Annotated in this window: 14 protein-coding genes and 1 riboswitch; of the genes, 4 read left to right on the plus strand and 10 right to left on the minus strand. The window is 69.3% G+C overall.

What is annotated here, in order from left to right:
* The first annotated feature begins 168 nt into the window (after positions 1 to 168).
* Entirely contained in the window at positions 169 to 2,103 is a 1,935-nt protein-coding gene (locus tag HQ308_RS13870; protein WP_222646746.1) for an acetoacetate--CoA ligase, read from the plus strand.
* 9 nt (positions 2,104 to 2,112) lie between these two features.
* On the opposite strand, the gene HQ308_RS13875 is transcribed toward HQ308_RS13870, so the two are convergent.
* Positions 2,113 to 2,970 carry an NmrA family NAD(P)-binding protein gene (locus tag HQ308_RS13875; RefSeq protein ID WP_222646747.1) on the minus strand — a complete coding sequence of 286 codons (858 nt, stop codon included), beginning with the start codon at positions 2,968 to 2,970 and terminating at the stop codon, positions 2,113 to 2,115.
* A gap of 144 nt (positions 2,971 to 3,114) precedes the next feature.
* Here HQ308_RS13875 and HQ308_RS13880 point away from each other — a divergent pair, with 144 nt between their 5' ends.
* Positions 3,115 to 3,513 (plus strand): helix-turn-helix domain-containing protein, encoded by a 399-nt coding sequence (locus tag HQ308_RS13880; RefSeq protein WP_222646749.1) that lies wholly within the window; start codon positions 3,115 to 3,117, stop codon positions 3,511 to 3,513.
* Here HQ308_RS13880 and HQ308_RS13885 read toward each other — a convergent pair.
* A complete protein-coding gene (locus HQ308_RS13885; RefSeq protein ID WP_027506404.1) occupies positions 3,510 to 3,743 on the minus strand; it encodes a DUF3072 domain-containing protein in 234 nt (77 codons plus the stop codon). The genes HQ308_RS13880 and HQ308_RS13885 overlap by 4 nt on opposite strands.
* Before the next feature lie 167 nt (positions 3,744 to 3,910).
* Between HQ308_RS13885 and HQ308_RS13890 the strand changes: the two genes are divergently transcribed.
* A complete protein-coding gene (locus HQ308_RS13890; protein WP_155957078.1) occupies positions 3,911 to 4,072 on the plus strand; it encodes a hypothetical protein in 162 nt (53 codons plus the stop codon).
* Between the two features lie 32 nt (positions 4,073 to 4,104).
* Here HQ308_RS13890 and HQ308_RS13895 read toward each other — a convergent pair whose 3' ends face one another.
* From HQ308_RS13895 to HQ308_RS13905, 3 genes are all read right to left on the minus strand, one after another.
* A complete protein-coding gene (locus HQ308_RS13895) occupies positions 4,105 to 5,568 on the minus strand; it encodes a PLP-dependent aminotransferase family protein (RefSeq protein WP_222638846.1) in 1,464 nt (487 codons plus the stop codon).
* Positions 5,569 to 5,612: 44 nt separating this feature from the next.
* Entirely contained in the window at positions 5,613 to 5,975 is a 363-nt protein-coding gene (locus HQ308_RS13900; protein ID WP_056443694.1) for an LGFP repeat-containing protein, read from the minus strand.
* Between the two features lie 127 nt (positions 5,976 to 6,102).
* Positions 6,103 to 7,392 carry an adenylosuccinate synthase gene (locus tag HQ308_RS13905; protein ID WP_027506406.1) on the minus strand — a complete coding sequence of 430 codons (1,290 nt, stop codon included), beginning with the start codon at positions 7,390 to 7,392 and terminating at the stop codon, positions 6,103 to 6,105.
* A gap of 292 nt (positions 7,393 to 7,684) precedes the next feature.
* On the opposite strand from HQ308_RS13905, the gene HQ308_RS13910 reads away from it, so the two are divergent.
* On the plus strand, positions 7,685 to 8,347 hold the full coding sequence (locus HQ308_RS13910) for a hypothetical protein (protein ID WP_027506407.1): 663 nt from the start codon (positions 7,685 to 7,687) through the stop codon (positions 8,345 to 8,347).
* Here HQ308_RS13910 and HQ308_RS13915 read toward each other — a convergent pair.
* The 5 genes from HQ308_RS13915 to HQ308_RS13935 form a co-directional block, all read right to left on the minus strand.
* The gene (locus tag HQ308_RS13915) at positions 8,344 to 9,186 is read right to left on the minus strand and encodes an energy-coupling factor ABC transporter ATP-binding protein (protein WP_222646750.1); all 843 of its coding nucleotides are present in this window, start codon (positions 9,184 to 9,186) and stop codon (positions 8,344 to 8,346) included. The genes HQ308_RS13910 and HQ308_RS13915 overlap by 4 nt on opposite strands.
* On the minus strand, positions 9,183 to 9,938 hold the full coding sequence (gene cbiQ, locus HQ308_RS13920) for a cobalt ECF transporter T component CbiQ (protein WP_027506408.1): 756 nt from the start codon (positions 9,936 to 9,938) through the stop codon (positions 9,183 to 9,185). The genes HQ308_RS13915 and cbiQ overlap by 4 nt, the downstream gene beginning before the upstream one ends.
* Positions 9,939 to 10,265, minus strand: coding sequence for an energy-coupling factor ABC transporter substrate-binding protein (locus HQ308_RS13925; RefSeq protein WP_027506409.1), 327 nt, complete (start codon positions 10,263 to 10,265; stop codon positions 9,939 to 9,941).
* Entirely contained in the window at positions 10,258 to 10,941 is a 684-nt protein-coding gene (locus HQ308_RS13930) for an energy-coupling factor ABC transporter permease (RefSeq protein WP_204869804.1), read from the minus strand. The genes HQ308_RS13925 and HQ308_RS13930 overlap by 8 nt, the downstream gene beginning before the upstream one ends.
* Before the next feature lie 33 nt (positions 10,942 to 10,974).
* A riboswitch (cobalamin riboswitch) is annotated at positions 10,975 to 11,104 on the minus strand.
* A 42-nt stretch (positions 11,105 to 11,146) separates the two neighbouring features.
* A complete protein-coding gene (locus tag HQ308_RS13935; protein WP_222633144.1) occupies positions 11,147 to 12,061 on the minus strand; it encodes a cation diffusion facilitator family transporter in 915 nt (304 codons plus the stop codon).
* Positions 12,062 to 12,188 lie beyond the last annotated feature (127 nt).

The following is a 12,188-nucleotide window of genomic DNA, read 5'->3' on the forward strand; positions in this document are numbered from 1 at the left end:
CACCGGTACCGAGGGTGTAGCGAAGGGCCCTGGGCTGGACCGCCTTGCAGACAACTCTGATCGATCGACATCGCGATTCGGCGAACCGGAACATCACGATGAGGTCACGGCGGGTAACGGAATGATCACGGCGCCGGGCTCGCCGACCGGGTTCATCAGACTGTCCTCATGAACCCCCGCCCTCTCGCCCGGTTCTCGGACTCGGTCGCCACGTTCACGGGACGCTCTTCTTCCGACTACGGCGCGCTGCATCGCTGGTCGGTCGACGAGCCGGAACAGTTCTGGGCCGGCGTCGGCACCTTCTTCGACGTGCCGCTCACCGGTCACGAGTCCGTCCTGTCCCCCTCGGAGGACCCCCGCGTGTTCAGCGGGCGGCAGTGGTTCCGGGGTGCCCGCCTGAATTACGTGGATCGTGTACTGGCGTGGTGCGACCGGTCACCCGAGTCCGTGGCGATCATCGACGACACCGAGCCGGGCGGGCTCGGCACCCGCACATCGTCCTACGCGGAACTGGCCGAGCAGATCTCCTCGATCGCCGCCGCGCTGCACCGCCTCGGCGTGCGGAGCGGCGACCGGGTGGCCGGTTACGTCCCGAACACGACCGAGGCCGCCGTCGCGTTCCTCGCCACCGCCGCACTCGGCGCCGTCTGGACCTCGTGCGGGCAGGACTACTCCGCGGCCGCCGCGGTGGACCGGCTCGGACAGCTCGAACCGACGGTGTTGGTGACCGCCGACGGCTACCGCTTCGCCGGTCTGGACCGCGACCGCCGGGACCAGGTGGCGGTACTGCAGGCCTCGATTCCCTCCCTGCGCGCGGTGATCGCCTTCTCCCGACTCGGCACCGACGTACCCGGAGCCGTCCGATGGGACGATCTGCTCGACGAGGGGCGCGGTGGCCCACGGGTGCTCCCCGAGCCTGTCCCGTTCGACCACCCACTGTGGGTGCTGTTCTCCTCCGGCACCACCGGGCGCCCCAAGGGCATCGTTCACGGACACGGCGGTGTGCTGCTCGAGCACCTCAAATCTGCTGCGCTGCAGTCGGACATGACCGAGGACGACGTGTTCCTCTGGTACACCTCACCCAGCTGGATGATGTGGAACTACCTGCTGGCCGGGCTGCTCGTGGGCTCGACCGTCGTCTGCTACGACGGCAGCCCCGGCCATCCGGACGCCGGCGCACTGTGGGAGCTCGCGGCGCGGCACCGCGTGACCGTGCTCGGCACCAGTCCCGGGTACCTCCTGCACTGCGAGAGTGTCGGGGTCGAACCGGCTCGGGCACAGGACCTCTCGGCACTGCGCATTCTCGGGGTCACCGGGTCGGTCCTCCCCGCCGCGGCGCACGGCTGGGTGGCGGAGCACGTGGGGCGGTCGGTGCACCTCGCGCCGGTGTCGGGCGGCACGGACGTCGTCAGCGGATTCGTGGGAGCGCCCACCGGGGTGCCCGTGGTCCCCGGCGAGATTCCTGCCGTGAATCTCGGTGTCGCTCTGGAGGCGTGGAGCGACGACGGGACCCCGCTGGTGGACGAACCGGGTGAGATGGTCATCGTCGCGCCGATGCCGTCCATGCCCGTCGGGTTCTGGAAGGACCCGAGCGGTGACCGCTACGCCGACGCGTACTTCTCCACGTTCCCCGGCGTCTGGCGGCACGGCGACTCGATCACCGTGACCAGCAGGGGCAGCGTGGTGATCCACGGACGATCGGACGCCACGCTCAACCGCAACGGTGTGCGCATGGGCAGCGCCGACATCTACGGCGTGGTCGAGCGTCTGCCCGGCATCGCAGAGAGTCTCGTCGTGGGTCTCGAACGCCCGGACGGCAGCTACTGGATGCCGCTGTTCGTCGTCACGTCCGACGACGTGGAGCTCGATGACGATCTGCGCGAACGCATCTCGGCGGCGCTGCGGAGGGAGGCCTCGCCGCGTCACGTCCCGGACGACATCATCGAGATCCGCGCCGTGCCGCACACGCGGACCGGGAAGAAGCTCGAGATCCCGGTCAAGAAGATCCTGTCGGGTGCGGACCCGTCGACGGTGGCCGATCCGGAGTCGGTCGACGACCCCGACGCGCTGCGCTGGTTCGCGGCGCTGGCGCCGGGGTCCTGACCTGTCGGCTCAGCTCATCGTGGCGCGCAGCGCGTCGACGGCCGAGACCGGCTCACGCTCGAGCAGTCGAGTCAGATCGCCCGACTCGGTGTCGAGGTCGCCGCGGGCGATGCCCGCGTCGGCGCTCGCCAGCATCTGCGCGACGGGCGCGGGCAGTCCCGCACCCTCGAGCGCGCCGATGTGCTCGTCGGTGCTCAGATCCTGGTACTCCACCGGCGCGCCGATGATCTCGGAGATCGCACCCGCCAGACCCTCGTACGTCAGACGCTCGCCGCCCAGCTCGTACACGGCGCCCGCCTGGTCGTCGGCGATCAGGACCGCGGCCGCGGCCGCCGCGTAGTCGGCCCGAGCAGCACCGGCCACGACACCCGACCCGCCGCTCCCGATGATGGCGCCGGTGTGCTGTGCCTGGCCGATCGACGCCGCGTAGTTCTCCCAGTACCACCCGTTGCGCAGCAGCACGGACGGCACGGAGGACGACGCGAGGCGCTCCTCGGTGGCGACGTGCTCGGGCGCGAGACTGATGCCGCTCGTCGGCGCCTTCAGCACACTGGTGTACGCGATGAGCGAGACACCGGCCGCCTCGGCGGCCTCGATGACGTTGGTGTGCTGCGGGATTCGCCTCCCGGGCTCGGAACCCGACACGAGCAGGAGCTTGTCCACCCCGTCGAGAGCGGCGCGCAACGCAGCGGGATCCGCGTAGTCGGCGACGCGGACGGCGACACCGCGCGCCGCCAGGTCGGCGGCCTTGGCCTCGTCGCGCACCACGGCCACGATGTCGCCCGCGGCGACCCCGTGATCGAGGAGCGATCGAATCACTGCGCTGCCGAGTTGTCCGGTCGCGCCGGTCACCGCTGTCGTGGTCATGAGCATGTCTCCCTGGAGAGTGAGCGTCGTCCGGCGCACCACGAGGGTGTGCCGCTGCGACCGATCCGGCCGTCGGCACCACTATGCACTTACTATTCGTGCAGTGCAACATTCCTCGTAACCACTTACGGACCAGCTGGTAGGATGGCGCTCGTGCCCGACACCGACCCGACACTCGAAGCCGACGTGTTCTCTCGCCACTGCTCGTCCCGCGACACGATGCAGGACATCACCAGTCGCTGGGGCCTGCTGGCGCTCGCCGCGCTGTACGAGGGGCCGTACCGGTTCGGGGCTCTGCGGCGGCGCGTGGACGGGGTCAGCGAGAGGATGCTGTCGCAGACACTGCAGCGGCTGGAGCGTGACGGGCTGATCACCCGCACCGTGCTCGAACAGATTCCGCCGAAGGTGGAGTACGCACTCACCGACCTCGGGCGCGAGACGGCGACCCGGCTCGTCGGCCTCATCGAGTTCGTCGAGTCGACGCTTCCGACCGTGACGGCCGCGCGCGCCGAGTACGACGCGCGCGGCACGGACGGGGTCTAGCTGGTTCCGCGGCCCGTCTCGGACTGCAGCTTGTCGATCATCTCGGACGCCTGCGCCTTGGTCAGGTCCGACGGCACCTCTTCGCCGGCCTCGCGGGCCAGCGTCTCGAGGTAGCTCAACTGGGGGCCGGTGGGCGGCTCGTCGCCGGTGACCCAGTCGGACGGATCCTTCTCCGCGCTCTGGTCGACGTCCGCATTGCCTGTCTTGGTGGTGTCATTCGCATCGCTCATACGTTCGACTGTACCCACGAGTACCTCCGCGCAAACCGACGCGAATCGGCGAGCGGGCAGCCGCCGAGCGGGCCGATCGAGATTCATTCCGGTTTACTCCGTAAGAAACCGATCCAAGTCTCGCGTTTCACAGAATGTTTTCAGTTCGAGGTGCTACAAACGGAATCGTGATAGTCGTCGTGGTCGTCGGAGTGGTGTGGCTGCTGGTCGCCGCGGGTGCCGCAGTGCTGCTCGGACGCGCCGCATCGCGCGCGGACCACGAGGAACTCGGCTCCGAGCTCCAGTGGGACATGGCCGAACTCGATCACGAGGTCTTCGGCTCCCGCTGACTGTCCGGCCATTCTCCGTCGGCCGCCCCACTTCACAGCACGACGGCGGAATAATCCCCGTCGGTCGGTTTCAGGGATTGGTACGCGAACGCAATTCGGTCGATCGCAGCCTCCAATCGATCGGCACCCTCCGTGTACGGCAGGCGCACGTGGCGCTCGAACGCCCCCTCCACCCCGAACCGCGGCCCCGCCGCCAGCGCCACCCCGTGCGCCGGCGCGATCGCGGCGAGAGCCGTGGACGCCGCGGCAGGCATCTGAACCCACAACGACAGGCCGCCCGGCGCCGGGTCGTACGACCAGTCCGGCAGGTGCCGCGCCAGAGCCGCCGTCAGCGCATCCCGGTTACCACGGAGTTCCGCGCGGCGGGGAACCAAGATCTCCTCGTGCCGCTCGATCAGTGCCGCGCACGCGAGCTGATCCATGATCGGCGTGCCGATGTCGACGGCGGCCCGCGATGTCGCCAAGCGAGAGATCAGCGACGGCGACGCCCTGATCCAGCCGACCCGCAGACCACCCCAGTACGCCTTCGACGCGGACCCCACGGTGACGACGGTGCCGGGATGCCCCACCGCCGCGACCGGAGCGGGCGGCGCCTCGTCCAGCCACAGGTCGGCCATCGACTCGTCCACCACCAGCGTGGTGCCGGTCCGGCGGGCGTTCGACGCCAGTTCCGCGCGGCCGGCGACATCGAGCAGAGCACCCGTCGGATTGTGGAAGTCGGGCAGCACGTACGCCATTCGCGCCCCCGTCTGCACCGTCGCGTCGCGAATCGCGTCGAGGTCCCATCGCCTCGACGAACGCGCCGATCCAGGGGTCGAGTACTCCCGCGGCCTCAACGGAACGGGCACCGCGCGCGCCGCAGTTCGTCGAATCGCCTCCAGCGCATTGGGATACGTCGGGTGATCGACCACCACCCGGTCACCTGGCGACACCAGCACCTCGAGCAGCAGCCGCCAGGCCTGCTGCGCGCCGGACGTCACCATGATCTGGTCCGGCGACGTGGGCAACCCCCGCTCGTCGTACCGGCGAGCCAGGGCCTGCCGCAGTGTCGCGAGACCGACCGGCTCGATACCGTGACCCGTGTAGTAGGCCGGAAGTGCCTCCAGCGCAGCGGCGTACGCCTGTGTCACTTCGTCGGACGGGGCGGTGACGGCGGCATGGGTCAGATCGATCACCGACGCGGCCGCGCGGGCCGGCCGCCCCGCCAGGGTGGTCCGCGGCAGTGCGACCGTGCTGCGGGAACCCTGCCTGCTCAACAGGTACCCCTCGTCACGCAGTGCCGCGTACGTGTTGGTGACGGTGGTGCGGGACAGCGACAGGGCTCCCGCCAGATCGCGCTCACTGGGCAGGGCGACGCCCAGGGGGATGCGGCCGTCGTGGACCAGGAGCCGGATCCCGTCGGCGAGTGCCCGGTAGACCGGCCGGTGCCGCCCCGACGGCCGCCAGTGCCCGAGGTCCCGCGAGAGAGTCGAGGCACCGATCACGCGAGTCACCATGAGGTCCAGTATCCACCTCGGTGGACACCGGGGTGCAGTCCAGTTCAGGCGGTGCGGACGGATCCCATGAGGAATGCCCCGGTACCCGGGAGCCATCCGACGGTGCCGTTCTCGAACACGTTGTAGCGGCCGTGGCCCGTCGGAGTGCGCTTCTCGTCGGTGAGCGGGTAGCCGAGCGATCCACTCGGGCCGCCGTGCGCGAGGTACCAGGCGAGGATGTCGCCGTGCACCTCGTGCGCGCCGCCCTCGGGGAGCGCGAAGACCGTGGCGTGCTGGAACTCGAGCATGCCGCCGCCGCGCGGCCCCAGCATCAGCTCACCGACACGGTCACCGATCCACGAGTGCTCGAAGCTGAAACGCTCGAACTGGCACTGGAAGACCTCGAGCCCGACGTAGGTGCTGTCCATAGCGGTCCTCCACTGACCTGCTCTCGCCGAGAGGGGGATCCGTTTTGTTCCACCTCATAGCGAACCTGAGCCACAGTATGAGCCATCCTGGCGTTATCGTCACGCCATTTGTGATATCTCGACCGTGTCAGGACAGGATGTCGCGCCGCACGATGGTCTGGTCACGGCCCGGACCGACGCCGATGTACGACATGTACGACCCCGAGAGCTCCTCGAGACGCAGCACGTACCTCTGGGCATTGACGGGCAACTCCTCGAAGGTCCGCGCCCCCGAGATGTCCTCCCACCACCCGGGCATCTCCTCGTAGATCGGCTTCGCGTGATGGAACCCGGTCTGCGTCATCGGCATGTCGTCGTGACGCACGCCGTCCACGTCGTACGCGACGCAGATCGGGATGGTGTCGAGCGAGGACAGCACGTCGAGCTTGGTGAGGAAGTAGTCGGTGATGCCGTTGACGCGCGTGGCGTACCGCGCGATGACGGCGTCGAACCAGCCGGTGCGCCGGGCGCGGCCGGTGGTGACACCCACCTCGCCGCCCTGCTTGGCCAGGTACTCGCCCGACTCGTCGAACAGCTCCGTCGGGAACGGGCCCGAGCCGACGCGCGTGGTGTACGCCTTCAGGATGCCGAGGACGGTGGTGATCCGACCCGGGCCGACGCCCGAACCCACGGCCGCGCCGCCCGCCGTCGGGTTGGACGACGTGACGAACGGATAGGTGCCGTGATCGACGTCGAGGAGCGTGCCCTGCGAACCCTCGAGCAGCACCGTCTCGCCGCGCTCGAGCGCCTGGTTCAACGCGAGCCGGGTGTCGGCGATGCGGTGCTTGAAGCCCTCGGCCTGGCCGAGCACCTCCTCCACCACCTTCTCCGACTCGAGGGCGCGCCGGTTGTAGATCTTGGCGAGCACCTGGTTCTTGAATTCCAGTGCGGCCTCGACCTTCTGGGTCAGGATCTTCTCGTCCAGGACATCCGCCGCGCGCACTCCGACGCGGGCGATCTTGTCCTGATAGCACGGGCCGATGCCGCGTCCGGTGGTGCCGATCTTGCGGGCACCGAGGAAACGTTCGGTGACCTTGTCGATGGCCACGTGGTAAGGCATGATCAGGTGCGCATCGGCGCTGAGCAGCAGTTTCGACGTGTCCACGTCGCGCTTCTCGAGGCCGTCGAGTTCGGTGAGCAGCACACCCGGATCCACGACGACGCCGTTGCCGATCACGTTGTTCACACCGGGCGAGAGGATGCCCGACGGGATGAGGTGAAGCGCGAACTTGTCGCCGTTCGGCAGCACCACGGTGTGGCCGGCGTTGTTGCCACCCTGGTAGCGCACCACCCACTGCAGTCGCTCGCCGAACAGATCCGTGGCCTTGCCCTTGCCCTCGTCGCCCCACTGGGCGCCGATGAGGACGATTGCCGGCATGTGTTGCTCCATCACTCGGGTGGACAGCCGGACCATCCCGGGCTGTGGCACGTGTCGGAACGCACTTCGTGACGTGCGGAACGCGCACCGACCATGACCGGTGACACAGTGTACCGCCCGAGACGACACGTGCCGCTCACAGCCGACCGCACACCGTACTGCCTGGTCTTCTGTCGCGGCGGCACGGTCAAAGCGACGCGAAATCGAGACCGGGCAAGCGCCTTCCCGCGGTCCACGACGACCGTGTCCTGATTAGGGTGGGGCAGACCCGTCCGGCTGAGAAGGAATTCGCGTGACTCCGTTCGTCTTGCAGTGCGGCAGGCCCTTGCTGCCCATCGCGCTGTCCTCGCTACCGCTCACCGCGGTACCCGAGGTGCCGTCGAAGGAGGAGTGCGACGCCCTGCTCGCCGAACTCGACGCGGTGCACGACCCCCGGCTGATCGTGCTCGGCACCGACGCCTCGCTCGCCGCCGTCCTCACCCGGTTGATGCGGCGCGACCGACTCGACATCGAGCTCGCCTACGTCGCCGAGACCGCCAGCGAGGCCAGCCACCTCTTCCGCGTCGGCACCGGATCGCGCGCCGCCAAGGTCGCGCTGTCCGGCACCGCCTCCCCCACTCCCCTCATCCGTGACGACGCCGGATCGGCCGTCGTCGGACTCGCCACCGTCTCGGGGCCGTCGGGCCACCTCGTCGGCGAGGCCTACGTCGACGACACCAAGCTCTTCTCCGGTGAGGTGCCGGGCATCGAGGTCACCCCGACGCTCGAGATGCCGGGACTCCGAGCTCGGGTGCAGGGCAAGCGCGGACTGTTCCGCCGCCGCTGGATCACCGGCCGGGCGATGCAACTCGGAGCCACGGCGGCGCGTCTGACGAAGGACGGCATCGACATCCCCCGCGAGACCACCCGGTCCACCATCTACCGCCACGACAAGCAGTGGTTGCTCGTACGTTAGCGCCGACTGATACTGCTGCTCAGCATCTTTCGTAGTTCTTCCGCGTCCCGTGGTCGCGATCCCGGTTCGAGCATGCCGTCCCGGACGAGGTCCGCCGCGAGCGCCAACGGCCACGGTGTCCGCAACCTGGCCCGACCCAGCAGGTCGATGTCCGACAGCAACGTCACCGGATCCCCCTGCACCACAGCGCCGTCCACGACCACGGCGACCGAGTGCGACCACTCCAGCGCCAGGGCCACGTCGTGTGTCGACAGCACCACGGTCGTGTGGTGATTCTCCAGGCGGTGCAGCGCGGCGAACATCTCGTCGACGCCCTGAGGATCGAGCCCGGCCGTCGGTTCGTCGAGCAACAGGATGCACGGCCGCATGGCCACGGCGCCGGCCGTCGCGACGCGCTTGCGCTCACCGTAGGACAGCTGGTGCGTCGGCCGAGACCGCAGATGGTCGATGCCCATCACCTCGAGCGCCGCCTCCGTGCGGTCGCGCACCTCGTCGGGCCCCAGGCCGAGGTTCACCGGACCGTAGGCGACGTCTCGGTACACGTCGACCGAGAACAACTGATCGTCCGGATCCTGCAGCACCAGTTGCACTTCCTGGCGATGTGCCCGCAGGCCCGACCGGCTGTGGCGCAGTGCGACGTCGTCGATCTCCACCCGACCGCCATCGGGAACGATCGCTCCGGACAGGCACCGCAGCAGGGTCGTCTTGCCCGAGCCGTTGGCGCCCAGGAGCGCCACCCTCGCCGCGGCGGGAACGCTCAGGCTCGCGCCGGCCAACACCGGCGGCCCGCCCTGATACCGCACCTCGAGGTCGCGGGCGGTGAGCGTGCGGTGGCTCATGCGCGATGTCCCAGCAGGGACAGCGCCACCACGGCTCCCAGCACCGCCACGACGGTCACCAGGAAGCTCGGCGAACTGCGCTGCCGGTCGACCGGATCCGCCGAGACCGCGTCGCCGAACTCGCGACCCGCCAGCCCCGCCTCGAGCCGCGAGGCCCTGTCCCACGACTTGATCAGCACGGCGGCCGTCAGCAGACCCGCGGAATGCAGCGACCGGCGCGGCGACGAGTAGCCGAGGCGGGCGGTCTGCGACTGGCGGATGGTGCGTACCGACGACAGCAGCACGAACAGGAAGCGGTACATCACGGCGGCGACGTCGATGCATGCCTGCGGTACCCGCAGCCGTCGCAACCCGGTCAGGATGTCGATCATCGGTGTCGTGACGGCCAGCAGGAGCACGGCCGACGTCCCGGCGATCGCGTGACCGGACACCTCCAGCGCTCGTCGCGCGCTGTCGGCCGTGACCCCGACACTCCAGTCCGGCGTGGCGGTCACCGTGACGGCGACGGAGACGGCGCCGAGGGCGATGAAGGCTGCGGGCGCGGTGAGCGCACGCAGCACCGGCCGGAGCGGTGTGCGGGCAGCCCCGACGGCCGCACCGAGCGCGACCACCGTGACGATCAGCGCGCCGGGCCACGGCGGGAGCAGCAGCGCGCACAGCACGAGACCCAGCGACAGTGCCGCCTTGTCCCCCACCGCGCGCGTGCGCCACGGACTGGCCCAGGCCGCGTCGTCGACCGCGAGACCCTGCACCTACGTCCGTTCGAGTTCGGTGCGGAGCGCGTCGAGCTTGCGCCGACCGCGCAGCGCCGCCAGCACGTACCCGAGGACGAGCCCACCCAGCGCGGCCTGCAGCGCGAAGAGACCCGACTCCACCTCGCCCGACGTCGGCGAGAACACCGACTCGAACCACGGCACGTAGTCCGGGTGGTCCTCCTCGATCTGCGACGTGGCGGCCGAATCGGTACCGACGAACCGCTCCTCGTCGCCGCTGCGTCCCGCGTCGAGCATCAGCGCGGCGCCGACGATGAGGACGATCCCGAGGACGAGCAGCAGGTTGATCACGACGTTCCTACGCATCGACGGCACCCTTCTCGCGGCGGAGCACTCCGAGGTCCCGCAGCTCCGGCGTCGCCACGGTCCGCAGGACGCGGAACACCAGCACACCCAGCAGGCCCTCCGCGATGGCGAGCGGAATCTGGGTGACAGCGAAGATGGACAGGAACTTGGTGACGGCTCCGAGTACGCCGCTCTGCGGATCCGGGAACGCGAGCGCGATCTGCACCGACGTCGTGCAGTACGTCGACAGGTCGGCCAGCATCATCGCGAAGAACACCGACAGCGACAGACCACCGCCCAGCCGGCCGGTGAGACGGAACGCGGCGTACCCCACCCACGGGCCGACGATCGCCATGGAGAACGCGTTGGCGCCCAGCGTCGTCAGGCCGCCGTGCGCGAGCAGCAACGCCTGGAAGAGCAACACCACCGTGCCGAGGAACGCCATGACCGGCGGCTTGAACAACACCGCCCCCAGCCCAGTTCCGGTGGGATGACTCGAGCTGCCCGTGACGGACGGCAGCTTGATGGCGGAGAGAACGAAGGTGAAGGCACCGGCAGCACCCAGCAGCAGACGGCTGCGGGGGTTCTCCCGGACCTGGACGACGACGGCGCGAGCGCCGTGAACGACGAACGGCGCCGCGGCGCACGTCCAGACTGCCGCGTGAACGGGTGGCAGAAAACCCTCGGCGATGTGCACGAGTGGAACTCCTCAGATTGCGCGTCCGATTCGAGTCTCACGTGCCGGATCGGCGATCTGACTCACGGACGACGAGGCCCGCTCACAGTGGCGCGACCGTTCCGGATTCTCACCGGATTCCCCTCGCCAGCACGTCGCAGGTACTGACCTGCCGTGTCATGGTCGCACAGGTGTTCCGATGCCTGTCACCATCCCGACCGGCCTGCTACCAGGTGAGCTCGTCGCGGCAGGTGGCACCGTGCACCGCGGGCTCGACCTGCACGGTGGCGTGGTCCAGGCCGTAGGCCGAGAGCACTTCCTTCCCGCGGGCCAGCATCACCGATCCGGAACCGTCCGACGTGATGTGCACCGTGGCGACGTCCATGCCGGTGGTGAGGGTCCAGACGTGCAGGTCGTGGACGTCGACGACTCCGGGCAGCGCCCGCAGATCGGCCTCGAGCGCACCGATGTCCACCGACGACGGGCTGGCCTGCGTGAGGATGCGCAACGACTGGCCGGCGAGCGAGAGTGCCCGCGGCACCACCCACAGCGAGATGGCGATACCCACGACGATGTCCGCCCACGTCCAGTCGAACGCCAGGAGCAGCACACCGGCGACGAGCACCCCGACGCTGCCCACGGTGTCCGCGAGCACCTCGAGATAGGCCCCGCGTACCGCGATGGAGTCCTTCGCGTCGGCGCGGATGAGCAGCATGACGACGATGTTGGCGACGAGTCCCGCGGCGGCCGTCAGCACCATCGCGAGGCCCGGGATGTCCGGCTGGTCCCCGATGCGGCGGATCGCCTCGACGAAGATGAAGACCGCGACTCCGAGCAGCAGCACCGCGTTGGCGACAGCGGTGAGGACCTCGGCCCGGTGCCACCCGAATGTCCGTGCGGCGGAACTCGATCCGCGCCGGGCCATCGTGAGCGCGACGAGGCCCATCGACATGCCGATGATGTCGGTGAGCATGTGCCCGGCATCGGCGAGCAGGCCCAGCGAATTGATGATGAGGCCGACGGTCAGCTCGAGGGCGAAGAACGCGACGAGCACGAACCACGCGATCCCCATGCGTCGCAGCCGCCCGGTGCCGGCCTCACCAGCCGCCGGTGTGTGCGCATGTCCGTGCCCCGCTCCCATGATCGAGACCATACATGCGAATGTGTGCATATGGTGAGTCACGCTTTCCGCGGGGCTTCCGTACTCGAGGAGGGGTTGCAGCCTCCGCGGGAACACGGAACGGCTGCGGGAACCCAGAGACCTCCGG

This window comes from Rhodococcus sp. BP-241 (genome assembly GCF_019836145.1).
GTDB lineage: Bacteria > Actinomycetota > Actinomycetes > Mycobacteriales > Mycobacteriaceae > Rhodococcoides.

What these genes read in the sequence shown, in the direction of transcription:
- HQ308_RS13870 (WP_222646746.1), top strand. Translation starts at nt 169, where the DNA reads ATGAACCCCCGCCCTCTCGCCCGGTTCTCGGACTCGGTCGCCACGTTC.
- HQ308_RS13875 (WP_222646747.1), bottom strand. Translation starts at nt 2,970, where the DNA reads ATGACCACGACAGCGGTGACCGGCGCGACCGGACAACTCGGCAGCGCA.
- HQ308_RS13880 (WP_222646749.1), top strand. Translation starts at nt 3,115, where the DNA reads ATGGCGCTCGTGCCCGACACCGACCCGACACTCGAAGCCGACGTGTTC.
- HQ308_RS13885 (WP_027506404.1), bottom strand. Translation starts at nt 3,743, where the DNA reads ATGAGCGATGCGAATGACACCACCAAGACAGGCAATGCGGACGTCGAC.
- HQ308_RS13895 (WP_222638846.1), bottom strand. Translation starts at nt 5,568, where the DNA reads ATGGTGACTCGCGTGATCGGTGCCTCGACTCTCTCGCGGGACCTCGGG.
- HQ308_RS13900 (WP_056443694.1), bottom strand. Translation starts at nt 5,975, where the DNA reads ATGGACAGCACCTACGTCGGGCTCGAGGTCTTCCAGTGCCAGTTCGAG.
- HQ308_RS13905 (WP_027506406.1), bottom strand. Translation starts at nt 7,392, where the DNA reads ATGCCGGCAATCGTCCTCATCGGCGCCCAGTGGGGCGACGAGGGCAAG.
- HQ308_RS13915 (WP_222646750.1), bottom strand. Translation starts at nt 9,186, where the DNA reads ATGAGCCACCGCACGCTCACCGCCCGCGACCTCGAGGTGCGGTATCAG.
- HQ308_RS13925 (WP_027506409.1), bottom strand. Translation starts at nt 10,265, where the DNA reads ATGCGTAGGAACGTCGTGATCAACCTGCTGCTCGTCCTCGGGATCGTC.
- HQ308_RS13935 (WP_222633144.1), bottom strand. Translation starts at nt 12,061, where the DNA reads ATGGGAGCGGGGCACGGACATGCGCACACACCGGCGGCTGGTGAGGCC.